General features: G+C 65.1%; 18 protein-coding genes. 10 read left to right on the forward strand and 8 right to left on the reverse strand.

What is annotated here, in order from left to right:
- From F6X39_RS24365 to acnA, 4 genes are all read left to right on the forward strand, one after another.
- Positions 1-284 (forward strand): citrate/2-methylcitrate synthase (locus F6X39_RS24365; protein ID WP_316251719.1); only part of this gene is annotated, 284 nt, incomplete at its 5' end.
- Between the two features lie 101 nt (positions 285-385).
- Positions 386-898: a hypothetical protein gene (locus tag F6X39_RS24370; protein WP_187618449.1), complete on the forward strand. Its 513-nt coding sequence runs from the start codon at positions 386-388 to the stop codon at positions 896-898.
- Between the two features lie 24 nt (positions 899-922).
- Positions 923-2,374 (forward strand): bifunctional 2-methylcitrate dehydratase/aconitate hydratase, encoded by a 1,452-nt coding sequence (locus tag F6X39_RS24375; RefSeq protein WP_187618450.1) that lies wholly within the window; start codon positions 923-925, stop codon positions 2,372-2,374.
- A gap of 42 nt (positions 2,375-2,416) precedes the next feature.
- On the forward strand, positions 2,417-5,131 hold the full coding sequence (acnA, locus tag F6X39_RS24380; protein WP_187618451.1) for an aconitate hydratase AcnA: 2,715 nt from the start codon (positions 2,417-2,419) through the stop codon (positions 5,129-5,131).
- A gap of 148 nt (positions 5,132-5,279) precedes the next feature.
- On the opposite strand, the gene F6X39_RS24385 is transcribed toward acnA, so the two are convergent.
- Positions 5,280-9,050 carry a DUF748 domain-containing protein gene (locus F6X39_RS24385; protein ID WP_187618452.1) on the reverse strand — a complete coding sequence of 1,257 codons (3,771 nt, stop codon included), beginning with the start codon at positions 9,048-9,050 and terminating at the stop codon, positions 5,280-5,282.
- Between the two features lie 213 nt (positions 9,051-9,263).
- Positions 9,264-10,682, reverse strand: a complete 1,419-nt coding sequence (locus tag F6X39_RS24390) for a DUF1254 domain-containing protein (protein WP_187618453.1) — start codon at positions 10,680-10,682, stop codon at positions 9,264-9,266.
- A gap of 344 nt (positions 10,683-11,026) precedes the next feature.
- Here F6X39_RS24390 and F6X39_RS24395 point away from each other — a divergent pair, with 344 nt between their 5' ends.
- The 3 genes from F6X39_RS24395 to F6X39_RS24405 all read left to right on the forward strand — a co-directional run bounded on the left by F6X39_RS24395 (position 11,027) and on the right by F6X39_RS24405 (position 16,575).
- Positions 11,027-11,674, forward strand: coding sequence for an FMN-binding negative transcriptional regulator (locus tag F6X39_RS24395; RefSeq protein WP_187618454.1), 648 nt, complete (start codon positions 11,027-11,029; stop codon positions 11,672-11,674).
- A gap of 95 nt (positions 11,675-11,769) precedes the next feature.
- Positions 11,770-14,406 carry a heavy metal translocating P-type ATPase gene (locus tag F6X39_RS24400; protein WP_187618455.1) on the forward strand — a complete coding sequence of 879 codons (2,637 nt, stop codon included), beginning with the start codon at positions 11,770-11,772 and terminating at the stop codon, positions 14,404-14,406.
- Positions 14,407-14,601: 195 nt separating this feature from the next.
- Positions 14,602-16,575 (forward strand): methyl-accepting chemotaxis protein, encoded by a 1,974-nt coding sequence (locus tag F6X39_RS24405; RefSeq protein WP_187618456.1) that lies wholly within the window; start codon positions 14,602-14,604, stop codon positions 16,573-16,575.
- 44 nt (positions 16,576-16,619) lie between these two features.
- Here F6X39_RS24405 and F6X39_RS24410 read toward each other — a convergent pair whose 3' ends face one another.
- A complete protein-coding gene (locus tag F6X39_RS24410) occupies positions 16,620-17,273 on the reverse strand; it encodes a glutathione S-transferase family protein (RefSeq protein ID WP_090810346.1) in 654 nt (217 codons plus the stop codon).
- A gap of 228 nt (positions 17,274-17,501) precedes the next feature.
- Between F6X39_RS24410 and F6X39_RS24415 the strand changes: the two genes are divergently transcribed.
- The gene (locus F6X39_RS24415; protein WP_187618457.1) at positions 17,502-18,941 is read left to right on the forward strand and encodes a polyhydroxyalkanoate depolymerase; all 1,440 of its coding nucleotides are present in this window, start codon (positions 17,502-17,504) and stop codon (positions 18,939-18,941) included.
- 37 nt (positions 18,942-18,978) lie between these two features.
- On the opposite strand, the gene F6X39_RS24420 is transcribed toward F6X39_RS24415, so the two are convergent.
- From F6X39_RS24420 to F6X39_RS24440, 5 genes are all read right to left on the reverse strand, one after another.
- Positions 18,979-19,590 (reverse strand): flavin reductase family protein, encoded by a 612-nt coding sequence (locus F6X39_RS24420; protein ID WP_187618458.1) that lies wholly within the window; start codon positions 19,588-19,590, stop codon positions 18,979-18,981.
- A gap of 109 nt (positions 19,591-19,699) precedes the next feature.
- Positions 19,700-20,626: a 3-hydroxyacyl-CoA dehydrogenase family protein gene (locus F6X39_RS24425; protein ID WP_187618459.1), complete on the reverse strand. Its 927-nt coding sequence runs from the start codon at positions 20,624-20,626 to the stop codon at positions 19,700-19,702.
- Between the two features lie 162 nt (positions 20,627-20,788).
- The gene (locus F6X39_RS24430; protein ID WP_187618503.1) at positions 20,789-21,103 is read right to left on the reverse strand and encodes a hypothetical protein; all 315 of its coding nucleotides are present in this window, start codon (positions 21,101-21,103) and stop codon (positions 20,789-20,791) included.
- 497 nt (positions 21,104-21,600) lie between these two features.
- On the reverse strand, positions 21,601-21,759 hold the full coding sequence (locus tag F6X39_RS24435; protein WP_187618460.1) for a hypothetical protein: 159 nt from the start codon (positions 21,757-21,759) through the stop codon (positions 21,601-21,603).
- A gap of 163 nt (positions 21,760-21,922) precedes the next feature.
- On the reverse strand, positions 21,923-23,281 hold the full coding sequence (locus tag F6X39_RS24440; RefSeq protein WP_187618461.1) for a hypothetical protein: 1,359 nt from the start codon (positions 23,279-23,281) through the stop codon (positions 21,923-21,925).
- A gap of 374 nt (positions 23,282-23,655) precedes the next feature.
- On the opposite strand from F6X39_RS24440, the gene F6X39_RS24445 reads away from it, so the two are divergent.
- Together F6X39_RS24445 and F6X39_RS24450 are read left to right on the forward strand one after the other, a co-directional pair.
- Entirely contained in the window at positions 23,656-24,789 is a 1,134-nt protein-coding gene (locus F6X39_RS24445; protein ID WP_187618462.1) for an AGE family epimerase/isomerase, read from the forward strand.
- Between the two features lie 302 nt (positions 24,790-25,091).
- Entirely contained in the window at positions 25,092-25,295 is a 204-nt protein-coding gene (locus F6X39_RS24450) for a cold-shock protein (protein ID WP_018424088.1), read from the forward strand.
- Positions 25,296-25,405 lie beyond the last annotated feature (110 nt).

Here is a 25,405-nt window from a genome sequence, read left to right on the forward strand (position 1 = left end):
AGGAAGCGGGCAACACGAAACTGTTCTCGATCGCCGAACGGCTCGAATCGGTGATGTGGGACGCGAAGAAGATGTTCCCGAACCTCGACTGGTTCAGCGCGGTGTCGTATCACATGATGGGCGTGCCAACCGCGTTGTTCACGCCGCTGTTCGTGATCTCGCGTACGGCAGGATGGAGCGCGCACATCATCGAGCAGCGCGTCGACAACAAGATCATTCGTCCGAGCGCGAATTACACCGGACCCGAGAATTTAAAGTACGTGCCGCTAAATAGGAGAAAATAGCGATCGCTGCGCGCTCCACAGCGCGTGCAGTTCAACCCGCGCGGCCGCCGGACCGGTCGTCCGCGCACTGTTTAACTGATTTTGATAGAAAGGTTTTCTCCATGAAAAAGCTGATGATCGCCGCCATGATTGGCGCCCTGTCCACGACGATGCTGACCGTCGCGACTGACGCCACCGCTGCGGACACGGCCACCACCACGAAGAAGCCGGCCACCAAGGCCGTCGCGAAGCGCCCGGAGCCGCACCGCCTGATCAAGCGCAAGCCGAATCCGGCGAAGGAAGCGAAGGTCGATCCGATCCCGGAAGGCGCTGAAAAGTGGGCGTGCAAGGACGGCCTTGCTTTCGAAATGAAAGGCGACATGAAGCGTGACCAGATTGTCACGGTTCACTGGGCGAACAAGAACTACAACCTGCCGCGCGAAGCGACCACGACGGGCGCCGACCGCTTCCACGACGCAGCATCCGGTATGGACCTCGTCGTGATCCCGACGAAGGCCATGCTGTTCCAGGACAAGGACAGCTCGCGTCTCGCCGACGAGTGCAAGACGGTCGCCATGGAACAGGGCGCGCCGGCTGCAACGCAATCGAACGCGATCAACAAGACCGGCAACTGATTTTCGCCGCCAGGGAAGCCCCCAATGTCCGCCCCGATCTCCAACGTACGACCCGCCCCGGACGCCGTCCTGGTCGAAATCGTCGACTACGTGCTGGATTACCGGATCGACAGCGCGCTCGCGCTGGAAACCGCGCGTCATTGCCTGATCGACACGCTCGGTTGCGGACTCGAGGCGCTTACCTACCCAGCCTGCACCAAGCTGATGGGACCGATCGTGGCAGGCACGATCGTCCCCAACGGCGCGAAGGTGCCGGGCACGTCGTTCCAGCTGGACCCGGTTCAGGCCGCCTTCAACATCGGCGCGATGATCCGCTGGCTCGATTTCAACGACACCTGGCTGGCCGCCGAATGGGGCCATCCGTCCGATAACCTCGGTGGCATTCTCGCGACGGCCGACTGGCTCTCGCGCACCGCCATCGCAGCCGGCAAAGCGCCGCTGACGATGAAAGACGTCCTGATCGCCATGATCAAGGCGCACGAAATTCAAGGCTGCATCGCGCTCGAGAACTCGTTCAACAAGGTCGGGCTCGATCATGTGCTGCTCGTCAAGCTTGCGTCGACCGCCGTGGTCGGCCAGCTGATCGGCCTTACGCGCGACGAGCTGATCAACGCGGTATCGCAGGCGCTCGTCGATGGGCAGGCGCTGCGCACCTACCGTCATGCGCCGAACACCGGTTCGCGCAAATCGTGGGCCGCCGGCGACGCGACCTCGCGCGCCGTGCGCCTCGCGCTGATCTCGAAGACCGGCGAGATGGGCTATCCGTCGGTGCTCAGCGCGAAAACGTGGGGCTTCTACGACGTGCTGTTCAACGGCAACGCGTTCCAGTTCCAGCGTCCGTACGGCGCGTACGTGATGGAAAACGTGCTGTTCAAAATCTCGTTTCCGGCCGAGTTCCACGCGCAAACCGCCGTGGAAGCCGCGCTCGCGCTGCATGTGCAGCTCGCCGCGCAGGGCCGGCGCGTCGAAGACATTCGCCGCATCACGATCCGCACCCACGAAGCGGCGATTCGCATCATCGATAAAAAGGGTCCGTTGAACAATCCGGCTGACCGTGATCATTGCATCCAGTACATGATCGCGGTGCCGCTGATTTTCGGCCGTCTGACGGCTGCCGATTACGAAGATTCAGTCGCGCAGGACTCGCGTATCGATGCATTGCGCGCGAAGATGGAATGCGTCGAAGACCCACAGTTCACGAAGGACTATCACGACCCGGAGAAGCGTTCGATCGCCAACGCACTGACGATCGAATTCAACGACGGGTCGAAGTTCGGTGAAGTCGTAGTCGAATACCCGATCGGTCATAAGCGCCGTCGTGAAGACGGTATTCCGTTGCTGGTCGAGAAGTTCAAGACCAACCTCGCGCGGCGCTTTCCGGTCAAGCAACAACTGGCGATTCTCGACGTATCGCTCGACCAGGCCAAGCTCGAAGCGACGCCGGTCAATGAATACGTCGATCTGTACGTCATCTAGGTTGAGTACTGTAGTTCCGCGATCCAAACCAAGGAAAACACCATGGCCCACAACCTCCACAAAACGCTCAAGGAATTCGACAGCGGTTCCGGCAAAGGCAAGTTCTACTCCCTGCCGCAACTCGGCAAGGCTCTGAATCTCAAGATCGACCGCCTGCCGGTCTCGATCCGTATCGTGCTGGAATCGGTGCTGCGCAACTACGACGGCAAGAAAGTCGCCGAAGAACATGTCACGCAACTCGCGAACTGGAAGCCGACCGCGGCGCGCGTCGACGAAATTCCGTTCGTCGTGTCGCGCGTCGTGCTGCAGGACTTCACCGGTGTGCCCTTGCTCGCCGACATCGCCGCGATGCGCGGCGTCGCGAAGGCCGTCGGCAAGAACCCGAAGTCGATCGAGCCGCTGGTGCCGGTCGATCTGGTCGTCGACCACTCGGTGCAGATCGACCACTTCCGCGAGAAGAACGCGCTCGACCTGAACATGAAGCTGGAATTCCAGCGCAACAACGAGCGCTATCAGTTCATGAAGTGGGGCATGCAGGCGTTCGACACGTTCAAGGTCGTGCCGCCGGGCGTCGGCATCGTTCACCAGGTGAACCTTGAATACCTCGCGCGCGGCGTGCACAAGAAGGCCGACGGCGCGGACACCGTGTACTACCCGGATTCGCTGGTCGGCACGGACAGCCACACGACGATGATCAACGGCATCGGCGTGGTCGGCTGGGGCGTGGGCGGTATCGAAGCCGAAGCAGGCATGCTCGGCCAGCCGGTGTACTTCCTGACGCCGGACGTCGTCGGTGTGCACCTGAAGGGCAAGCTGATCGAAGGCGTGACCGCGACCGACCTCGTGCTGACGATCACCGAACTGCTGCGTAAGGAGAAGGTCGTCGGCAAGTTCGTCGAGTTCTTCGGCGAAGGCACGCGCTCGCTGTCGGTGCCGGACCGTGCGACGATCGGCAACATGGCGCCGGAATACGGCGCAACGATGGGCTTCTTCCCGGTCGACGAAAAGACCATCGACTTCTTCCACGGCACGGGCCGCACGGACGCGGAGATCTCCGCGTTCGAAAACTACTTCAAGGCGCAGGAGCTGTTCGGCATTCCGGGCGAAGGCGATATCGATTACACGAAGGTCGTCACGCTGGATCTCGCGACGGTCGCGCCCTCGCTGGCAGGCCCGAAGCGTCCGCAGGACCGCATCGAGATCGGCCACGTGAAGTCGACCTTCACCGACCTGTTCTCGAAGCCGGTCGCCGAAAACGGCTTTGCGAAGAAGGCCGCCGATCTCGACGCGCAATACACGACCAGCAACGGCGTCGACGTCAAGAACGGCGACGTGCTGATCGCCGCGATCACGTCGTGCACGAACACGTCGAACCCGAGCGTGCTGCTGGCCGCCGGTCTGCTTGCGAAGAAGGCTGTCGAAGCTGGCCTGACGGTCGCTCCGCACATCAAGACGTCGCTCGCTCCGGGATCGCGTATCGTCACCGAGTACCTGACGAAAACCGACCTGCTGAAGTACCTCGACAAGCTCGGCTTCACGCTGGCCGCTTACGGCTGCACGACCTGTATCGGCAACGCGGGCGACCTGACGCCGGAACTGAACGACGCGATCACGAAGAACGACATCGTCGCGGCAGCGGTGCTGTCGGGCAACCGTAACTTCGAAGCGCGTATCCACCCGAACATCCGCGCGAACTTCCTCGCGTCGCCGCCGCTCGTAGTCGCGTACGCGATCGCCGGCAACATCACGCGCGACCTGATGACCGAGCCGGTCGGCAAGGGCAAGGGCGGCAAGGACGTCTACCTCGGCGACATCTGGCCGACCAGCGAAGAAGTCAACGCGCTGCTGAAGTACGCGATGGATGCCGACGCGTTCCGCAAGAACTACTCGCAGCTCACGAAGAAGGGCGATCTGTGGAGCAAGATCGAGGGCGAAGAAGGTCAGGTCTACGACTGGCCGAAGTCGACCTACATCGCCGAGCCGCCGTTCTTCGGCAAGGACTTCTCGATGACGCCGGCTTCCAGCATCGCGCCGGTCAAGGGCGCACGCGCGTTGGGCATCTTCGGTGACTCGGTCACGACCGACCACATCAGCCCGGCAGGCTCGATCAAGGAAGACTCGCCGGCAGGCCGCTGGTTGAAGGAAAACGGCGTGCAAAAGGCCGACTTCAACAGCTATGGCTCGCGGCGCGGTAACCACGACGTGATGATGCGCGGCACGTTCGCGAACGTCCGTATCAAGAACCTGATGATCCCGGCGAAGGCGGATGGCTCGCGCGTCGAAGGCGGCCTGACGATTCACCAGCCGAGCGGCGAACAGCTGTCCATCTATGACGCAGCGATGAAGTACATCGGCGCCGATACGCCGACCGTCGTGTTCGCGGGCGAAGAGTACGGCACGGGCTCGTCGCGCGACTGGGCGGCCAAGGGCACGCAACTGCTGGGCGTGAAGGCTGTGGTCGCACGCAGCTTCGAGCGGATCCATCGTTCGAACCTGGTCGGCATGGGCGTTCTGCCGCTGCAGTTCAAGGGCTCGGATAGCGTGCAGTCGCTCGGCATCACCGGCGAAGAAACGTACGACATCGAAGGCCTCGGCGACGACTTCAAGCCGCAACAGGAAGTCACGCTCGTGATCCACGGCAAGGACGGCGACAAGCGCGTTCCGGTGCTGCTGCGTATCGACACGCCGATCGAAGCCGACTACTACAAGCACGGCGGGATTCTGCCGTTCGTGCTGCGCTCGCTGCTGGCTGCTTAAGCCTCGCGGCAACGCATACAGCCTCGCTGTTTTGCAGGGGCTGCGTCCTGTGGAGGGCGCAGCCGACTTTGAAGCCCGACCTCAGGTCGGGCTTTTTTTATCGGCTCGCCGAACGCCACGGCTCGCGCGCCGCGCCGCGACTCCTCCATCACTTCAAGCCGAAATCGACCCGCGTCGTCGCACCCTTGTCCTTGATGTCGTCGGCATTCATCTTCGGCGCGACGATAAACACGCGGCTGCTGTCGATCTTGCCTTGCAGGTACTGCTGCACACTCTGCGCGCGCCGCTGCGCGAGTTGCCGCAAGCTCGCGTCGTCGATCGGCGCGTTGGCCGCGAGCGCGCTCTTCATGTCGTCGTCGGGCAGCGTCTTCGTCATGCCGATGAAGTTGTGCGGCTTCTTGAAGTCGGAGGACTTGTAGGCCCTGGTCAGATATTTGTCGTACTCTTTCTGATCGACCGTGACCGTCGATGGATCGACGCTCTCACCATTACCCACCGTGTCCTTGATCTTCTGCCGCTTGACCATCTGATCGACGTACTGCGTGCGAAGCGCCGGCTCGTCGACCTTCGGATCGACGCGTCCGATCAGGTCCATGCGGATCGACGGCTTGTCGGTGAGTGCCTTCACGATCGTGTCGAGTTTCTGCTTGTCGGCATCGGTGAGCGTCGCCGAGCCGGCCTCGAATTCGACGTAACCGAGGTCCTCACCATTGCCGCCGAACGCGTGCGCGATCAGCGAGAACGGCGCGGTCACCGCCTTTTCGAGCAGATTGAGCACCGCATGCCAGATCAGCCCGCCGATGCTGAACTCGGGGTTCGACAACGAGCCCGACACTGGCAGGTTCACGTCGATCTCGCCGCGCGAGTTCTTCAGCAGCGAGATCGCGAAACGCACCGGCAGTTTGGTCGCGGTGTCGTTGTCGATGTGATCGCCGAACGTCAGTTGATCGATGAACAGGTGGTTGTTCGCGTTCAGTTGGTCGTTCTCGAGCTTGTAATGCAAATCGACGTTGAGCTTGCCCTTCGTGATCGGATAGCCCGCGTATTTCGCCGAATACGGCGTCAGGTTGGTCAGCTCGATGTCGTGCGCGCTCGCGGTCAGATCCAGCGCCGGTTTCGCGATCAGCGGATTGATGGTGCCGCGGATCGTCAGCGGACCGTTGGCCGCGAGTTTCGCGGCCACGTCGACCGGCGCGGGCGTCGTCGATTCCGTACCGAACGCGCCGATCGTGCCCTGAATGGCGACAAGGTTCGCCGTGTAGTTCGGCTTGACGAAGTTGTCGGTATAGGTCACGCGGCCCTGCTGCAACACCAGTTGCCCGAAGTGCATCTTGACCGGGTTTGCTGGCGGCCTCGCGGCCGTGGCGTTGGCGACGGCCGTGGCGGCAGGCTTGCCGGGCGTTGCGGCAGATGCCGCGACCGGCGCCGACGCCGCGACTGCCTCAGACACCGCCTCGGGCGTCAGCGGAATCGGGTGCGAGCCGCTCTTGTCGCGCGTCAGTGACTGCGTCGTACCGCCCTCGTGCGCGACCACATCCTTCAGATTCAGCTTGCCTTGCGCGTCGAGCAGTACACGCCCATAGAACTTCGAGAACGTCACGCGGCCCGCGTCGACGACGGTGCCGTGCTCGTCGTAATCGGCCTTCAGGTTCGACAGCGCGAGCGAGCCCCAGCCCGCGAACGGGTCCGACGTCACCTTGTCGAGCATGCGCACGGCGACGAGCGCCATGTCGCCGCGAAAGTTCGCTTTCAGCGACTTCGCCTGGGTGACCGCGAGATCGCCGTTCGCGTTCAGCAGCGCGCTCGCGAGCGTCGCGTTCAGGTTGCTGCCGAAGTACGGCTCGAACGCGGCCGCGTCGAGCTGGTTCGCGTTGATCTTGACGGCCAGCTTTAGCGGCGTCGCGGTCACGTCGCCCTTCACAGCGAGCGTGCCCTTCTTGTTCAACGTCGCCTGCAGGTCGACCGGCAGCGGACGGCCCAAGTCGTCGCTGATCTGCCGCACCTTCAGCTGCACTGGCGTAAAGCTCAGCTTGACCGGCTGCGGCGTCGTGTTGTCGGTGAAATCGGCGGTCGCGTCTTTGAGCGTCAATTCGGCGATCTTGTAGCGCCATGCGGGGCCTTCGGCCTGCGCTTGTTTCGCCGCGTGGATCGCCGTGCGCTCCGTCGCCTGTTGATGCGCCCTCGCGAGCGCATCCAGATTGATGGTGCCGTCCTTCAGGCGCTGCGCGTCGACCGCGAGACCGGTTACGTCTACGCTCGTCACGTCGGCCATGCGCGCCGCGACGTCGACCTGTTTGACTACCACGTTGCCCTGCGCGAGCGAGATCACCGGCGTCTTGCCGCCGCGCGCCGCGAGCTTCACCGCCTGCACGTCCAGCTGCGTGTCCGCGACCGTCAGCGCCATCGGCGACTTCGACCAGTTCGCGTCGATATTCGTCGTCGCGGACAACGCGCCGTCCAGCACCTGCGCGGACGTCGCGGTATCCAGATACGGCTGCAACGGCGGCAGTTTCAGCGACTTCAGATCGAGCTTCGCGCTCGCCGTCTTCGCCGCGAGGCCGACCGTGCCGTCGGCGGCGAGCGAACCGCCAATGTTCTTCAGGTTCGTGTTCAGCGTGTAGTGCGCTGGCGCCGACGCTAGCGTCGAGAAATCGGTCAGCGTAACCGCGAGGTTTTGCAGCCCGGTTTCTACCGGATGCGACACGGCTTCGTCGTGTACGTTCACGGTGCCGTCGTTGAGTGTGAAACGTTTGATCGCGACGTCGAACGGCGGGGCCGCCTTTTCGGCGGCGGCGGTTTTGGCGTTGGCATTCGCGTCCGCGGTTTCCTTTGCCGTGGTTTTTTCCGGCGCGGGCGCGAACATATGCTCGACGCTCAATACGCCGTCCTTGTCGCGCGCGAGGCTCGCGCTCGGCGCGTCGATGCGGATATCGTCGAAGTGATAGATGCTCTTCAACGGTTCGAGCGATGCCGCCGCCACATGCACGGCGCGCGCCGCGAAAAACGGCGCCTTGCCCTGATCCTGCACGTTGACGTCGTTCAGATCGACGGTGCCGGCGACGCGCAGCGACGGCGTGTCGTTCGACATCTCGAAGTTCAGCTTCAGGTCGGTGGACAGCTTGCCCGACTGCACGATCACCGGCAGCTTCGACGGCGCGTAAGACACCAGTTTCGGCACGTCGAGCTCGTCGAAGCGCAGCGACACTTCCGACTCGCGCGATGCCGCGAACGGCTTGGTCCTGCCGTCGATCGCGAGCTGACTGTCGCCGTCGATGCGCGCGCGCAGCAGCGGCTCGACGAAGATATCGGTCTTCGACGGCAGCGTCGCGATGAACGGAATACCGAGCTTCCATTGATCGATCACGTGGCTCGTGCCGAGCAGCCGGTCGTCGAACCTGATCTGGCCGTTTTCGACACGAATGTTGGAGACGGAGAACTGCGTCGGCTTGCTATTCGGTTTTGCCGGCTGATTCGCGAATTTCTCGATCAGGTCGCTGAAATTGAAGTGCTGCGCATCGAGGCGAACGATATGAAAGCGCGGCGAATCGACCTGCACTTCGTCGACGATGGGCGCGCCGCGAAACAGCGAACTCCACGACGGCTTCACGATGAGCCGCGAAATATCGACGAAGTCGCCCGCGCCGCCGCGCTCGCCGATATGCACGTTGTCGGCCTCGAAACGCAGTGTGTACGGATTGAGCGCGATGCGGCCGATCGACGCCGGCCGGTCGAGCTGCTTGCTCAGTTGCTGGCTCGCGATGTGGCGAATCAGCGGCGGCGCCGCGAAAAAGCCGAGCAGGCCGAACAGGACGACGAAGATCAGCAGACCGACGAGAATCCGTCGCGTACGGCGCGACTGCGCGACTGCGCGCACGGTCTGTATGGAGGAGGCTAACGATGCTTTATTGAGGCTTGCCATGCTCGATGTGGAGGAATGCGGCGGCAAGCCCGCCGCGAAAAACAGAGATCCCGCAAGCGGCAGTATAAGGCGTGAATCAATGGTTAGACAGGAATGTCAGGCCCGCCTTGACGATTCGTGCTGCTGACTGACTGGCTTTCCCGCGAACGAGATTTTCGCGAGCGTTCGATAACGAAACCGGACGGCGCGCGGTTTGCCCGCGCGCCGTTCACATCACTGCCGCACGACCGGCGGCGGCTGCCAGCTGCCGTCGGTGGCTTGCGGCTTCGGCGCATACAGGCGTAGCACCAGTTGCATGTCCGCGCGCGGTGCGGGCAGCCAGTTACCGGTCCGGCTGCGCGTCGACGACACGACCACGTCGAGCGAACCATCGCGATTGCGGCGCGCGCCATTGCGATCGCCAACCGCGAGCCGCGCCGGCGCGTTCTCGCTCAGCGCGCCATCCTTCGTATACGCGGTGATCGTCCAGAAACCGCGCACCGGCGGCAGCTGGTTCGCCGCGAAGTGGATCACATAGCGATTCGCGCCGTTCAGCGTGTTGCCGTCGCTGTCCTGCGTGACGAACGCGCGTACTTCGTCGTCCTTCGTACCGAGGCCCAACTGTGTGCTCGCCGCATACGCGCGCAACCCATAGTCGGGACCGTAGTTGCCGACGGCATCGCCGAACCAGCTCCAGCCGTTCGCGCTCAGCAGATTCGACGGCGGCGTCGCGACGCGATCGCGACCGTCGGCGAGACCGGCTGCGAGCGCATCGGATGACTTCGGCAGCTTCACAGGATCGCCCGGCGTCACGCCGAGATCGGCGAGAAATTTGAGCGCGTGCGGATCGGCCGGTGTCGGCGGATTGTCAGGCAACGCGTCGGCGAGACGGCCGAAGAAGCCGCTCGCGTCGAGCGCGGCGACCTGCTGCGCCGGCGTGCCGCTCGGGCCCGCGACGCCGCTTGCGTAACCGCGCGGCGGCACCGCCGGCTCCGCGTCGCCGACGAACACGCTCAGCGGCTCCAGACGGATCGCGCGCTGCAGCTTGCGCACCGCGTTCAGATCGCGCGCGCCGTTCGATTGGATGCGCACGCTGATCCATGCGTTGCGCGTCGGCACTTCGACGCGCTTTGCGCCCTTCGGCAGCTCGCCCTTCCAGCCCGGTGCGACGAACGCGATCGTCTGCGCGCGCAAGCCCTTCGCGGTGCCCGTGCCCGCGGCGAACTGCGGCCCGGTCGACCACGCGACGTTGGTCCACATGTCGAGCACGCGCGCATCGACGTAACGGCCATGCGAGTCAGGTAGCGCCAGGATCACCGGCTCGGCGGCAAGGTCGAGCCAGCCGGTCGAGTCGAGCGTGTCGAGGCTCGGCTGCGGCGGATTGGTCGCGCCGATCGGCGGCAGCGCCTGCGCGTGACGCAGCGTGTTGAAAGGCGCCTGACCCGGCTCGGTGCCGACCGCCGCATCGCGCGCGGCGCTCATCAGCACGAGCGGATAGCCGAATACGTAGGAGTCGGCGACTTCGTCCTTGATCCAGCCGGTGCGTTGTTGCGTCGCGGTGGGGGTCGACGCACAGCTGGCCAGCAGTGCCAGACCCGCGAGCGACGCGCAGGTTCGTTGAAGCAAAAACAGTTCTCGGAGATTTTTTATCATTCGTTCAGAGTGCGGAACGTGCAGTCCTATGGGGGATGCCGGTGTGCAGCGCCTGGCGCATGCGCGGTTCTCCCGAAACACTGCGCAGCGAGTCCGCGGATTGCGATTCCGACAACATCGCGTTGTATCGTATCCTTGCTAGCCAGGCAAGCACAAAGCAGGGAATTTTGGCTGACAGCGCGCAGGCGCGTCACCGATGTGACAATCGGCGTCGCTGTCACATTATGTTCTCGCGCCAACGGCTCGCGCGAGCGCGCCATGCTTTTTGGATTCGCGCATTCGTCGATCCGCCAGCTTGGCCGTTCGCCTCCACTCTTTCGTCGTCCTGCATTCGGAATACTTCAATGTACATGCCCGCCCATTTCGAAGAGAACCGTCCAGGGGTTCTTCATCGCCTGATCGTCGAGCACCCGTTCGGCGCGCTGATTACGCACGGCCCCAACGGGCTCGATGCGAATCATCTGCCGTTCGAGGCGCAGGCGGATGCGGCGGATTCGTCACGTCTGGTGCTGCGCGCGCACGTCGCGCGGGCGAACCCCGTCTGGCAGGAAGCCGCGACCCATGCCGAAGCGCTCGTGATCTTCCAGGGGCCGACCGCCTATATTTCCCCGAGCTGGTATCCGAGCAAACACGAAACGCACAAGCAGGTGCCGACCTACAACTATATGGTCGTGCATGCACATGGCAGGATCGTGGTGCATGACGATGAATCGTTCGTGCGCGGTCTCGTCGCGCGACTCACGCGCGAGATGGAAGCCGGCGAGCCGGTGCCATGGAAGATGGGCGACGCGCCCGCCGACTACATCGCGCAGATGCTCGGCGCGATCGTCGGTATCGAGATCGAGGTAACGCGGCTCGTCGGCAAATGGAAGCTCGGGCAGAACAAGGCGGCCGAAGACCGGCGCGGCGCCGCGCAAACGCTGCTCGCGCGCGACGGCGAGCAACAGAAGGCGGTGGGACAGGCGATGCTCGATGCGCCGCCGGCGTTCTGACGGCGGCCGCATAATCCGGCCTTGACCTTCCCGTCATGGGAAGGTCGATACTGGATTCACGATGCGGCCCAATGCCGCCACGAGCCTCGCCTGCCATGACCGCACTTGCCAACCCGCAGCGCCCCGCCGACGCTGCCGCTTCTTCTTCGCCCACGCGCGTCGTCGAACTCGATATCGGCGGGATGACTTGCGCGTCGTGCGCGAGCCGCGTCGAGAAAGCACTGACCAAGCTGCCGGGAGTGGCGCGCGCGTCGGTGAATCTCGCGACCGAGCGCGCCCGCGTGGAAAGCGACGCGACGCTCGGGCCTCAGCAACTGGCCGATGCCGTGCGCAAGGCCGGATACGAAGCGACGCCGGTCGCGAACACCGAGCTTGCCGCGCCAAGCGCGACGCCAACCGCGACACCCGCCGCGACGCCGGGAACCATTGAACTGGAGATTGGCGGGATGAGCTGCGCAGCCTGCGCGTTGCGCGTCGAAAAAGCGCTCGCGAAGGTGCCTGGGGTCGCGCGCGCGTCGGTGAATCTGGCGACCGAAACCGCCACCGTTCATCCGCAAGGCACCGCATCCGCCGATAGCGGCGCGCTGATCGCCGCTGTCAGGAAAACTGGCTACGAAGCGGCATTGAGCGCGCCGCCCGCTGCTGCCGCTCCAGCCGAGACAACGGCCGCTATCGCCGCGTCCGGCGACGAAAGCGACATCCTCGACACGACCCACGCCCCCGTCGTCGACCGCAAGCGGATTCAAACCCGCCGCGACCTCGCGAGCGTCGTTGCGTCCGCGCTGCTGACGCTGCCGCTCGTCGCACCGATGTTCGGCGAATGGTTCGGCCTCCACGCGATGCTGCCAGCGTGGCTGCAATTCGTGCTCGCGTCGATCGTGCAGTTCGTATTCGGCGCGCGCTTCTATCGCGCAGCCTGGCGCGCGGTGCGCGCCGGCGCGGGCAACATGGACCTGCTGGTCGCGCTCGGCACATCGGCGGCGTACGGCATCAGCGTCTACGAACTCGCGATGCATCCGGGCGACACGATGCATCTGTACTTCGAGGCATCGGCGGTCGTGATCACGCTGGTGCGCTTCGGCAAGTGGCTCGAGGCGCGCGCCAAGCGCCAGACCACCGACGCGATCCGCGCGCTCAACGCGCTGCGCCCCGAGCGCGCGCGCATGCGCGACGGCGCCGGCGAACGCGAGGTGCCGCTCGCGCAGGTGCGGGTCGGCACCGTCGTGATCGTGCGGCCGGGCGAGCGCGTACCGGTCGACGGCGCGGTGCTCGAAGGCCGCACGCATATCGACGAAGCGCTGATCACCGGCGAAAGCCTGCCGGTGCCGAAGCAGACCGGCGACGCCGTCACGGCCGGCTCGATCAACGGCGAAGGCGCGCTCGTGGTGACGACCACCGCGATCGGCGCGGAGACGACACTCGCGCGCATCATCCGGCTCGTCGAAAGCGCGCAGGCCGAGAAGGCGCCGATCCAGCGGCTCGTCGACCGCGTCAGCGAAGTCTTCGTGCCGGCGATTCTCGCGCTCGCCGCGCTGACGCTGATCGGCTGGCTGCTCGCCGCCGCGGGCGCGGAAACCGCGATCCTGAACGCGGTCGCCGTGTTGGTGATCGCCTGCCCGTGCGCGCTCGGCCTCGCGACGCCCGCCGCGATCATGGCCGGCACCGGCGTCGCCGCGCGCCACGGCGTGCTGATCAAGGACGCGGAAGCGCTGGAAATCGCGCATCGCGTGTCGATCGTCGCGTTCGACAAAACCGGCACGCTGACGCTCGGCCAACCATCGGTAACGGCGTTCGAGCCGATCGGCGGCTTGGGCCGCGACCAAGCGCTCGCGCTCGCGGCGGCGGTGCAGCGGCATAGCGATCATCCGCTCGCGCGGGCGGTGATGCGCGCGCACGAGGCTCAGCTCGGGCAAATGGCCGGCGAACACGAGGGCGGGCCAGGCGCCACTGCCGCTCGCGCCGTCGCCGGCCGGGGCGTCGAAGCCGACGTCGACGGCCGCACGCTCGCCCTCGGCAGCACGCGCTGGCTGCGCGAGCTCGACATCGCGCTGCCGACCGCGCTTGCCGCGCGCGCGCAGGAACTCGAAGCGGCGGGCAACACGGTGTCGTGGCTGATGACGCGCGCGCCTCACGCCCCCGAAGCGCTCGCGCTGATCGCGTTCGGCGACACGGTGAAGCCGACCGCGCGCGCGGCCGTCGCGCGGCTCGCGCAGATGGGCATCCGCAGCGTGCTCGTGACTGGCGACAATCGCGGCAGTGCGGCGAGCGTCGCGCGGGCGCTCGGCATCGACGAATTCCACGCCGAGGTGCTGCCCGACGACAAGGCCCGCGTGATCCGCGACCTGAAGATGCGCCACGCCGGCATCGTCGCGATGGCGGGCGACGGCATCAACGACGCGCCCGCGCTCGCCGCCGCCGACATCGGCATCGCGATGGCGAGCGGCACCGACGTCGCCATGCACGCCGCCGGCATCACGCTGATGCGCGGCGACCCGGCGCTCGTCGCCGACGCGATCGACATCTCGCGCAGAACCTGGCGCAAGATCCAGCAGAACCTGTTCTGGGCATTCGTCTACAACCTGATCGGCATTCCGCTGGCCGCGTTCGGCTTGCTGAATCCGATGCTCGCGGGCGCGGCGATGGCGTTTTCGAGCGTCAGCGTCGTCACCAATGCGTTGTTGTTGCGGACGTGGCGAAGCGCGCCCGGCCGAACCGTCGATCCGGTGCGCTGAGCAACGCAGCAACACCTTCCGCATTCCTCCTCGTCCCTTTTTCGGGGCCCGTTTTTTTGTGGCCCCTTTCAGCCTATTACGGGCGGCTTTCAGTCGCCCTAAAGCCGCCGTCTCCCGAGCCGTAAACCAGTAAATCGATGCCGTTCGCGGCCATGCCCGACGCGCGCGTCGCCTGTCCCCTTTTCGCGCCTGCCCATGAACTCTCTCTTCTTGCGCCGCGCCAGCGTCGGCGCGCGGCTTGCCGTGCTCTCGTGCGTGCTGGTCGCGTTGATTTTCAGCACGTTCGCGTGGGCGCTCGCGCGCGCCGCCGGCGACCAGGTGCGCGACCAGGTGCTCGCCCGCATCGCCGAAAAAGACCGCTCGATCGCCGCGATGATCGAGCTGTTCGACAAGGCGCTGTCGGCCGAAGTCGATCGGTCGATGGCGCTGTTCGCGAGCTTCCTGCCCACCGACTTCTCGCTCGACGACACGCAGAAAGTCGACATCGGGAACACCGCGACGCCGACTTTCAAGGCCGGCGACAAGGTGCTGAATCTCGACTTCACGATTCCCGACCAGTTCCTCGAACGCAGCGGCGCGGTCGCGACCGTGTTTGCGCGCAGCGGCGACGACTTCGTGCGCGTGACCACCTCGCTGAAGAAGCAGGACGGCACCCGAGCGGTCGGCACGCTGCTCGACCGCAAGGGGCCGGCGTATGCGCCGCTGCTCGCGAACCGCTCGTACACCGGCCTCGCCATGCTGTTCGGCAAGCGCATGATCACGCAGTACCGGCCGATCGCCGACGCGAGCGGCCGCGTGATCGGCGCGCTGTTCGTCGGTGTCGACGTGGACAAGGAGATCCAGTCGGTCCAGGACGGCATCCACGCGCTGAAGATCGGCGCGAGCGGCTATTACTTCGTGCTCGACGCGTCGAGCGGCGCGGAGCGCGGCAAGCTGCTCGTGCATCCGGCCGCCGCGGGCCAGAAAGCCGACGACGCCAACGCGCCGTATCAGCGCATGCTCGACATGAAGCAGGGCGAGCTCGACTACCGCTCGGCCGACGCGACGCTCGGCGAGAGCGACGCGCGCGACAAGTTCGTGTCGTTCGTCACGGTGCCGGAGTGGCAGTGGCTCGTCGGCGGCGTCGCGCCGCGCGACGAAGTGATGGCCGAGGTCGTGCGCACGCGGAACACGTTTATGCTGCTCGGCCTCGCGCTGGTCGGCCTGTTCGCGATCGTGTTCCTCGTCGCGGTACGGCGGCTCGTCAGCCGTCCGCTCGACGAAGCCGCGCGTGCGTCGGAGCGTCTCGCCGCGGGCGATCTGAGCGTGCGCCTCGCGCAGCACGGCCGCGCGCGCGCCGACGAGATCGGCCGCCTGATGCTGGCGATCGACGGCATCGGCGAGGGCCTCGCGCGCATCGTCGCGCAGGTGCGCAACGCGTCGGCCGACATGTCGGCGGGCACCGAGAAGATCGCCACCGGCAGCGGCAACATCGCGATGCGCATCGCGACCCAGGCGAGCAGTCTCGAAGAAACCGCGGCGAGCATGGAGCAGATCACGTCGACCGTGCAGCAGAATGCCGATCACGCGACCGAAGCGAACACCCTCGTCACCCACGCCGCCGACGCCGCGCTCGAAGGCGGCCGCGCGGTCGAGCGCGTGGTGTCGACGATGGGCGAGATCGGCCGCTCGTCGCAGAAGATCGCCGAGATCACGACGGTCATCGAGGGCATCGCCTTCCAGACCAACATCCTCGCGTTGAACGCGGCCGTCGAAGCGGCGCGCGCGGGCGAGCACGGCAAGGGCTTCGCGGTCGTGGCGTCGGAAGTGCGCGCGCTCGCGCAGCGCAGCGCGGCGGCGGTGAAGGAGATCGAGGGGGTCATCGCCGCGTCGAGCGCGAACGTCGACAGCGGTTTTCGCATCGCCGAAGAAGCGAGCGCGACGATGCAGGGAATCGTCACTCAGGTCGGTCAGGTCCGCGCGATCATGAGCGAAATCAATGTCGCGTCGCGCGAGCAGTCGGGCGGCATCGAGCAGGTCAACCTGGCGGTCACGCAGATCGGCGAGGCGACGCAGCAGAATGCGACGATCGTCGTCGATGCGGAAGCCGCGGCGGCCGAGTTGCGCGAGCAGGCTGCGCGGCTCGCGCAGCTGGTCAGCGTGTTCAAGCTCGAAGGCGAGCGCGGCTGACGGATCTGCTTGATGTGGACGGCCGCGGACGGCAGCCGCCGCGCTCAGAACTCGACGTCCAGTTCATCGATCTCCTCGACCTCCTGACGCGCGAGCGCGATCCACTCGCGCATTTCGGGCAGCGCCATGATGCGCTGCCCGTATTCGACCATATCCGGATCGAGTTGCACGTCATAGGTCACGAAACGCGTAACTACCGGTGCGTACATCGCGTCCGCGGCGGTCCGCTCGCCGAACAGGAACGGGCCGCCGTACTCCTTCAGACATTCACGCCAGATCGTCACGATCCGCTCGATATCCGATTGCGCGCGCGCCCATACCTTGAAGCCCGGGAAATGCGCCTTCAGGTTCATCGGCAGCGCCGAACGCAACGACGCAAACCCCGAATGCATCTCGCCGCAGATAGAGCGGCAATGCGCGCGGGCGCGGATCTCGTGCGGCAACAGCGCGGCTTGCGGCTTCAGCTCGTGCAGATATTCGGCGATCGACAGCGTGTCCCAGACCTTGACGCCGTCGTGCACGAGGCATGGCACCAGAATCGACGGCGACAGCAGCAGTAGTTCGGCGCGCGTCGCGGGGTCGTCGATCGGCACCACGATTTCTTCGAACGGCAAGCCGCTGAACTTCGTCAGCAGCCAGCCGCGCAGCGACCACGACGAATAATTCCTGCTGCTTATCGTGAGCGTAGTATTTCCCATACGTGTGTCCCCCAGATCGGGCATCGCGCCGCGCGTGCCTGCACCCATGCACGCCGCGGTGCGCGCGCGCACCAAAGCGCGGCAAGGCCGGCCCATTTCGCCTATGCACGCAAGTGATATGCCGACCCACGCAGATATGACGCGACACAGGGGCAACGCGCGCCAGCGCCTGGCGCACCACTTGCTTTTATTCGAGTTCCTGTCTTTCTGGCGCATTCGAGTGAAAGTATGAATCTGTTCGCCTATCCTGCCTATCAGGCCTGCGCCGACCTGCTGCTACCGCTGCGGCACGGCGCGGCGCTGGCGAACCGTTCGCTCGATGCATGGTCCGCATTCGCGGCTACGCCGCACGGACGCTCGCTGCGCGCGACGTGCGAACTTCTGATGCTCGGCGGACTCACGCCGAAGCGGCCGCAGTTCGGCATCGATAGCGTCGTCACCGAAGGCGAGCCGGTCGCGGTGGTCGAGGAAGTCGTCGCGCGCACGCCGTTCTGCTCGCTGCTGCATTTTCGCAAGGACGTCGTGCTTTCAACGCCGCAGCCGCGCGTGCTGATGATCGCGCCAATGTCGGGCCACTTCGCGACGCTGCTGCGCGCAACCGTGCGCACGATGCTGACCGAGCACGACGTCTATATCACCGACTGGCACAACCCGCGCGACGTGCCGCTCGGCGAAGGCCGCTTCGGCTTCGACGAATTCGTGCGCCACGTGATCGACTTCACCGCGACGATCGGGTCCGGCACGCATCTGCTCGCGGTCTGTCAACCGACCGTCGCAGCGCTCGCCGCCGTCGCGCTGATGGCCGCCGACGACCATCCCGCGCAGCCGGCCAGCATGACGCTGATGGCCGGCCCGATCGACACGCGCATCAATCCGACGCGCGTCAACGAACTGGCCAGGAGCCGGCCGATCGAGTGGTTCGAGCGCAATCTGATCAGCGCGGTGCCGTTCGGGTTTGCCGGCGCGCAGCGTCGCGTGTATCCGGGTTTCGTGCAACTGGCCGCGTTCATGGCGATGAATCCGGGCCGCCACGCCGACTCGTTCGAAACGATGTACTACGAGCGCGGCAAGGGCGATCCGCGGAAAGCCGACACGATTCGCACTTTCTACGAAGAGTACTTCGCGACGATGGATCTGACCGCCGACTTCTATCTGGAGACCGTCGACACCGTGTTCCAGCAGCATGCGCTGCCGTTACGCGCGCTCGAAGTCGAGGGGCGGCTGGTGGAGCCGTCGAAGATTCGCCGCACCGCATTGCTGACCGTGGAAGGTGAAAAGGACGATATCTGCGCGGTCGGTCAGACGCTCGCCGCGCAGGACATGTGCGATCGTCTGCGGCCGTATCTGAAGACGCATCACGTGCAAACGGGCGTCGGCCACTACGGCGTGTTCAGCGGACGTCGCTGGGAGCGGGAGATTTATCCGCGCGTGCGGGCCGTGATTTACGACAATGAACCGCGCGCGGTGCTCGTCAGCTCGCGTGCGCGCCCGATCCAGCCGGTGCCCGCGGCGATTGCGGCGGAAGTCACGGCGGCCGCGCCGGTCGCGGCTGCGGTCGTCGAGGTCGAAGTGGATGCGCCCGTGGGCGGGAGCGGGAGCGGCAACAGTGACTCCGCGGCAGAAACGTCCGCGCAGTCCCCACGCAAGCCGCCGCCGGTGACACCCTGAGCGATCCGCTAATCAGCGCAAGCTGCTGAGGGCGAGTTCAGGCCGTTGGCCGGATCATCTGGAACATCTCGCCGATCTGCGCATAGTCGGCGCGATAACCCGCGCGCATGATCGGCTGCGCGGCGTGCGTGTCGAACAGGCCGTCCTTCAGATACGCGTCGTCGATATGCACGCCGACCACCTGGCCGAGCGACAGATAGTTGTCCATCGGCTTGCCGTCGACATCATGCAGACGCACGATCTGCAGCAGCTTGCATTCGAGCGCCGCCGGCGATTCGGCTACGTGTGGCACCGCCACGTTGCGGCCCGGCGCCGGCGTGAGCCCGGCCAATCCGAACTCGTCGACATGCGGCGCGACCGGCGCCGACGAGCGGTTCATCTGCTCCGCGAGCGGCCGGGTGGCGAGATTCCAAACGAATTCGCCGGTCGCCTCGATGTTGGCGAGGCTGTCCTTGCGGCCCTCGCTGCTAAAACCGATGATCGGCGGAAAGGTCGCGAACGCGCCGAAAAAGCTGTATGGCGCGAGATTGAGCGTGCCTTCGGCATCGCGCGACGAAATCCAGCCGATCAGCCGCGGCGCGACGATCGCCTTGAAAGGATCGTGCGGGAGGCCGTGACCGGCGGCGGGGTCATAGAAGTAGTGAGACATGAAGTGACTTGGGGTTGGCTTGGAGTTGACTTAGTTCGCTTGCGACGCGTGTGGCAGTTAGCGCGAAAAGCGGCGGAGTACCAGGCACGGAACGGCTATTTATACCGCACTAGCCGCGCCCGATCACGCGCTTGCGCCCTTCCTTTACCCGCGCGATGCGCGCTTCATCCCAGTCATGAAACCCCGCGCCGCTGCGCACGCCGACACGCCCCGCGTCGACCTGCGCGCGCAGCAGATCGATCACGTCCTCGTCTTTCGCGAGTTGCGGCATCAAATGCGACGCGATGTCGACGAACGTGTCGAGTCCGCCCATGTCCGCGCCCTCGAACGGACCGACGATGCCCCAGCGCCGTCCCAGCGAAGCTTTCATCACGCAGTCGACGACTTCGGGCGTCGCCGCCCCCGAACGCACGATGTGCAACGCCTCGCGCAGTACCGCGAACTGCAGCCGATTACCGACGAAGCCCGGAATCGCCTTCGCGAGCACGACCGGCTCCATGCCGATCGCGCTCATCAGTCCGGCGGTTTGCTGCACGACTTCGGGCGCGGTCTCGGTGCCCGGCACGACCTCGACGAGCGGAATCATGTGCGGCGGGTTCCAGAAATGCGCGATCACGAAGCGTTCTTTCGCGCGCAGCGGGGTGGCAAGCTGGTCGGGCGGGAAGCCGCTGGTGTTGCTCGCGAGGATCGCATCATCGGCGAGCAGGCTGGTCAGCGTCGCGTAGAGGCGGTGTTTGAGTTCGAGCACTTCGGGAATCGCCTCGATCACGAAGCGCGCTTGCCCGATCGCATCGAGTTGCGCATTGGTTTCGATGCGCGCGAGCGCCGCCTGTTTGGCAGCATCGTCGATACGGCCCGCGTCGATCAGTTCGTCGAGCACGGCTTGCGCTTTCGGCGCGACGCTCGCGAGCCGCGCCGGATCGACGTCGTGAACGATCGTGCGGTATCCATGCAACGCGGCCTGCGTCGCAATGCCGACGCCCATCAGTCCCGTGCCCACCACCCCTATCGCTACATCCTGTGTCGTCTTGCCCATACGCGCTCCCGCTGCCGTCGATGAAAGCCCCGAAGCATAGCGCAGCACGCGCAATACCACGGTCGGACTCGCACGCCCAATTGCGACGAAGCCGGCCTTCCCCCCGAGGGAAGACCGGCTTCGTGGACTCACGCCGCCTGTTGCGGCGCCGTCAGGCGCGCTTTAGTAGCGCGAGGGCGGCGCGCGGTGATCGTCGCGATCGCCGCCGCGGTGGTGCGGATCGTAGTCGTGCGGATGATGGCGCATCCACTCGTCGTGCTCCCAGTAGCGGTGGCCGTCCCAGTAACGATCGCCGTGCCAGCCGATGTTGATCGACACGCCCACCGGCATCATATGCGGTTGGCCGTACACGACTGGTGCCGGACCGTGTTCGACGATCACGCGGTCTTGCGCGAATGCGCTACCAGCCGCGACGAGTGCGCCGCCCGCGAGCAGCGTTGCGATCAGCGAGCGCGATGCCTTGCCAAAGTTTTTCATCATGACCTCCCGTCAAAGTTTTATTCCAGGCCAGCGTCCGTGTTTGCTCGGATCGTGCGATTCGCTTCGTTCGCTTCGCTTGTGAGCCGAACCAGACGCCGTACGCTTGAGACTCACTTTAGCGGCCCGAATCGCGTGAAGACGTTAGCACTTGTAAGCGAGCATTTCATAGAGGGGGCCTGTTGATGGAAGCGCGGTGTCGCTTTCGCGCTTCATTCAACAAAGGTTTACGCGCAATGCTTTCATTCGACTCGCTGAATCAGCGTGAAAGCTGGTTACATTCATTTCGGCCCCGAAATAATTCGCAAGGAGTCGGACAGACACTGGAGGCCTGGCGCTGATACGTCTGTCTCGTCGCGCAATGGTGCATCGCGACAAGAGAGCCCCGAAAAACAAAAAGCCACGATCCGCATTTCGCGAATAGTGGCTCAATGAGAAGCGCACTCGAGGTGCGCGCCCCGGCGCGTTGTGGCGCGCTCGGGAGGTGCGGCTGGTTTTTAGTCCGTCAGCTTGATGCCGAACAGCGTGGCCTGCGCGCGGCGCCGACGCTCTGCTTCACGGGCACGCGCTGCGTACGAGTAGTCCGAATCCAGCGGCAGATGGGGCGACGCAAAGAGGTCGCTGACCTTTTGGAACAGTGCAAAGATGTAGCTCATGGCGACTCCCGGTTAGTGACTGCATTGCTAGGGTTTTCCCTTAGTCGTAATTATAGGGGTTTTCCCTAGGGAAAAGCTAGTGCAATGCAGCAAATTTTCGCTGTCGCGGGTTGCCGCGATGTCATTGGGCCGGGAGGCGTTGCATCGCGACAACGTCCCCGATTTAGTGAGTCGGCGGCCGCCGATGCGAAGCGCGAGCGTGCCTCGCGCGCGTCGGCGTCGCGCTGGGCTGGACGGGCGCTGCGGTGGGGGTCGTGGCCGCAGGCGCCGACGCGGCGTTCGCTGTCGCCGTATGCGCGTCGATCAGGCTCACCATCGCCGCTTGTTGGTTCTGCATCATCTGTTCGATGCGGTGTTGCTGCGCCGTCGTCTCGCGCGTAAGGCGCATCAGCAGCAGCGTCTGCGCGATGCCGATAGCCACCGTCACCAGCAGCGCACCGACCACGATCGACAGCATCCATTTCACGCGCCGCGAATGATCGGTCGCGGCGCGGCGTTGATCGGCGATCACGCCATAGAGCGCATCGACTGTATCGGCGAACGCGGTGGCACGCGCGCGGTCGAGTTCCGGCTCCGAGCGTAGCGCGGCGGCGGCCGCGTCGGTGCGGCGCGCGTCATGCGAGGAAGTGGCGAATCCGGCGTGGTTGTCTGCGGACGAGGACCGGGGTGTCGTCAACTGCGAGGTGGCGGAGAGCTTGTCGTCCTGTTTCGTGGTCACGGCCTCTGGCGAGGCGGATTGCGTACGCGTCGCGGGCTCGTCGGCGGACTGGCTCATGCTACTGCCGTCGGTCGCAGCGGACGTTGCAAGCGAAGCCGGAGCGGTAGCCGCTGCGGCATCGCGCGATGCCGTCGCGGCTTTCGCGAACGTCGCGGCGAAACGCTGCTGTGGCTTGCCCGCGCCCGCCGTCGCAGCCGACTCCGCTTCGGCCGCCTGGCGCAACGCGGTCACGCTGCGCGCGACGGTCGCGGCGGCCATCGCCGAGCTGGGCGGCGCGGATGGCTCACGCGACGTTGCCGCGGGCTTGTCGTCGGTGTTTGCTGCGGCGTTCGGCGCTGAGCCGTCGGGGGCGCCGTTCGCGGGCTCGTTTGCGGGCTTGTTTGCAGACGCATCCGCAACCGCCATCACCGGCTCGACGTCAAACCCGCTCAACTGCCCGTTCACCGGCATCGGCGCATCCAGCTTCGCCGCACGCGGTGCGCGGCGCGCAGTTTTGTCGAGCGACCCGTGTTCATCGAATACGCCGACCGCCTGCAGCACCACGTCCGGCAGTTCGAAGCCGCGCAGCGTGCCTTGGCGGACGTCGATGTTCATCGCCTCGAGCGTCGCGCGGGTCGGATCGTCGGGGAACAGGTCGAGCGTGCTGTCGTCGCGCGCGACGCCGCTCAGTTGCGCGAGGCGTTGCGCCGAGCGTGCCGCGCGCGCCAGCTTGTTTTCGGTTTCGGTGGAGACGGCGCCCTGGCGCTGCTTCTTCGAAGCGACGCGCGGAGGCATGGACTGCGGGGATGCTGCGGAATCTGCCATAGAGGAAAAAGCGGTCGTCGCCAGGAACGGGGCGCCGGATGCCGCTTGTCATTGCCATTGGAATATTTAGAGACAGCATTGTCGCATGGCGCTCCGCCCGTGCCGAAGCCATTCCCCGACGATTTGCGCCCTTTCGCGCGCCTCGCGCCTTTCACGACTTTGCGTCGTCGCCCTGGAATTCCCGCACGCCGTGCAATTACCGAAGGCGAGCGCAGCGTCGAGCATTTCGGATGCTTGACCCAAGCTGTCAGCGCGAGGCGTTTGCTTTATGCTAGGCCGCACACCGCAGCAGTCTCGGCGAGCGGAATCCTGAAACGCCGCCCTGAACACTGCCTCGACACACTGCGCGCGTTGCGCGCCCGAACCAACCGACGATGCCAAGCACGCCCCCTCCCCCTGCTTCGACGACCACCGCCGCGACCGCGCTGCGCGAGCACTTCGCGAACGTGGTGCTGCCGATGTGGCGCGGGCCCGGCTTCAATCACGCGTTGCAGTTGCCCTACGAAGCGCTCGACGCCACCAGCGGCGAGCCGCTGCCCGCGCAACGCTATCGGGCGATGGCATGCGCGCGGCAGCTGTTCACATTTGCACAAGCGGGCGACATGGAACACGCGCGCGTGCTGTTCGATTCGCTGACCCGCAGCTTTCGGGACGCCGACCACGGCGGATGGTTCTACAGCGTCGACGCGCTCGGCCTGCCGCTCGACACGACCAAGGACCTCTACACGCACGCGTTCGTCGTGTTCGCGTGCGCGGAATACGCGCGGCGCACCGACAACCTCGACGCGCTGAAGCTCGTGCACAGCACGACCGCGCTGATCCAGTCGAACTTCGCGGCCGACGGCGATCTGTTCAATGCCGCGCTCAACGTCGACTTTTCGAAGGTCACCGCCACGCCGTTGCAGAATCCGCTGATGCACCTGACCGAAGCGTGGCTCGCCGCCGGCGAGGCGACGCGCGACAACGTCTTCGGCGCCGCGTTGCGCCGCCTCGCTGGCGCGGTCGCGCGACACTTCGTGCATGCGCCGAGCGGCTGTATCGCCGAATTGCCGATCGGCGCGAGCGGCAACCGTCTGGAGCCGGGACATCAGTTCGAGTGGTACTGGCTGGTCAGGCAGGCGGGCGCGCTGTTCGACGGCACGGGGCTAACCGACGCGCTGGCGCGCGCCTTCACCTTCGCGCAGCAGCATGGCGTGAACCCGGACAACGGCGGCGTGTGCGCATCGCTCGACGAGGCTGGCAAGGTCAGCGACGCGACCCAGCGGATCTGGGCGCAGACGGAATATCTGCGCGCGCTAGCCAGTCACGACGATCCGGCGGTGCGCGCGGCGCTGCCGCAACAGATCGCACGTTTTCAGCGATGCTTTTTGCATGAACACGGCTGGTTCGAATGCAAGACATCGAGCGGCGAAATTGCACGTGCGGACATGCCGTCAACGACGCCTTATCATCTGGCCACCGCCTACGCGGCGCTGCCTGTGGACACCGAATTTCGAGCGCGAACTTAGCCGAATTTGGCCAGTGATAGATGAAGTTCGATGCTTGATCGTCTCAATAAAGTGCGGCATGCACGGACGAATGTCCGCCGCCGGGTCGCGGGAGAAATTTGATGTCGCTAGTAAACCCTGGCGCAAAAAAGTTCTCCTCAGACGTTCTCAAAGCGCGAAAAAACATCAAAACCGGGGAATACCCGGACGCAGGTTGATTGGCGTCTGTCATAAAGACGTGATACAACTCTCCCCTCGTGCTCGCTCTCGCATTGGAGCGATTGCGGTCGCGATGCAATACACAACATTTATTTGGATCAAAAATGGCAACAGGTACTGTTAAGTGGTTTAACGATGCAAAGGGCTTTGGCTTCATCACCCCGGACGACGGCGGCGAAGACCTGTTTGCACACTTCTCGGAAATCCAGTCTTCGGGCTTCAAGTCCTTGCAGGAAAACCAGAAAGTGTCGTTCGAAGTCAAGCAAGGCCCGAAGGGCAAGCAGGCTGCAAACATCCAGCCGGTCTAAGTTCCTTCGGGTACTTTGAGACAGACTTGGACGTCACGATAGGCGCCTCTACAGGCGCTTGCGTCTAATGCAAAATGGCTCGCTTTACGCGGGCCATTTTCTATTTCTGC

This window comes from Paraburkholderia sp. UCT2, assembly GCF_014397665.1.
In the GTDB taxonomy this organism is placed as follows: domain Bacteria; phylum Pseudomonadota; class Gammaproteobacteria; order Burkholderiales; family Burkholderiaceae; genus Paraburkholderia; species Paraburkholderia tuberum.

What these genes read in the sequence shown, in the direction of transcription:
- acnA (WP_187618451.1), top strand. Translation starts at nt 2,417, where the DNA reads ATGGCCCACAACCTCCACAAAACGCTCAAGGAATTCGACAGCGGTTCC.
- F6X39_RS24425 (WP_187618459.1), bottom strand. Translation starts at nt 20,626, where the DNA reads ATGGGCAAGACGACACAGGATGTAGCGATAGGGGTGGTGGGCACGGGA.
- F6X39_RS24370 (WP_187618449.1), top strand. Translation starts at nt 386, where the DNA reads ATGAAAAAGCTGATGATCGCCGCCATGATTGGCGCCCTGTCCACGACG.
- F6X39_RS24420 (WP_187618458.1), bottom strand. Translation starts at nt 19,590, where the DNA reads ATGTCTCACTACTTCTATGACCCCGCCGCCGGTCACGGCCTCCCGCAC.
- F6X39_RS24400 (WP_187618455.1), top strand. Translation starts at nt 11,770, where the DNA reads ATGACCGCACTTGCCAACCCGCAGCGCCCCGCCGACGCTGCCGCTTCT.
- F6X39_RS24440 (WP_187618461.1), bottom strand. Translation starts at nt 23,281, where the DNA reads ATGGCAGATTCCGCAGCATCCCCGCAGTCCATGCCTCCGCGCGTCGCT.
- F6X39_RS24445 (WP_187618462.1), top strand. Translation starts at nt 23,656, where the DNA reads ATGCCAAGCACGCCCCCTCCCCCTGCTTCGACGACCACCGCCGCGACC.
- F6X39_RS24430 (WP_187618503.1), bottom strand. Translation starts at nt 21,103, where the DNA reads ATGAAAAACTTTGGCAAGGCATCGCGCTCGCTGATCGCAACGCTGCTC.
- F6X39_RS24405 (WP_187618456.1), top strand. Translation starts at nt 14,602, where the DNA reads ATGAACTCTCTCTTCTTGCGCCGCGCCAGCGTCGGCGCGCGGCTTGCC.
- F6X39_RS24390 (WP_187618453.1), bottom strand. Translation starts at nt 10,682, where the DNA reads ATGATAAAAAATCTCCGAGAACTGTTTTTGCTTCAACGAACCTGCGCG.
- F6X39_RS24435 (WP_187618460.1), bottom strand. Translation starts at nt 21,759, where the DNA reads ATGAGCTACATCTTTGCACTGTTCCAAAAGGTCAGCGACCTCTTTGCG.
- F6X39_RS24410 (WP_090810346.1), bottom strand. Translation starts at nt 17,273, where the DNA reads ATGGGAAATACTACGCTCACGATAAGCAGCAGGAATTATTCGTCGTGG.
- F6X39_RS24395 (WP_187618454.1), top strand. Translation starts at nt 11,027, where the DNA reads ATGTACATGCCCGCCCATTTCGAAGAGAACCGTCCAGGGGTTCTTCAT.
- F6X39_RS24450 (WP_018424088.1), top strand. Translation starts at nt 25,092, where the DNA reads ATGGCAACAGGTACTGTTAAGTGGTTTAACGATGCAAAGGGCTTTGGC.
- F6X39_RS24375 (WP_187618450.1), top strand. Translation starts at nt 923, where the DNA reads ATGTCCGCCCCGATCTCCAACGTACGACCCGCCCCGGACGCCGTCCTG.
- F6X39_RS24415 (WP_187618457.1), top strand. Translation starts at nt 17,502, where the DNA reads ATGAATCTGTTCGCCTATCCTGCCTATCAGGCCTGCGCCGACCTGCTG.
- F6X39_RS24385 (WP_187618452.1), bottom strand. Translation starts at nt 9,050, where the DNA reads ATGGCAAGCCTCAATAAAGCATCGTTAGCCTCCTCCATACAGACCGTG.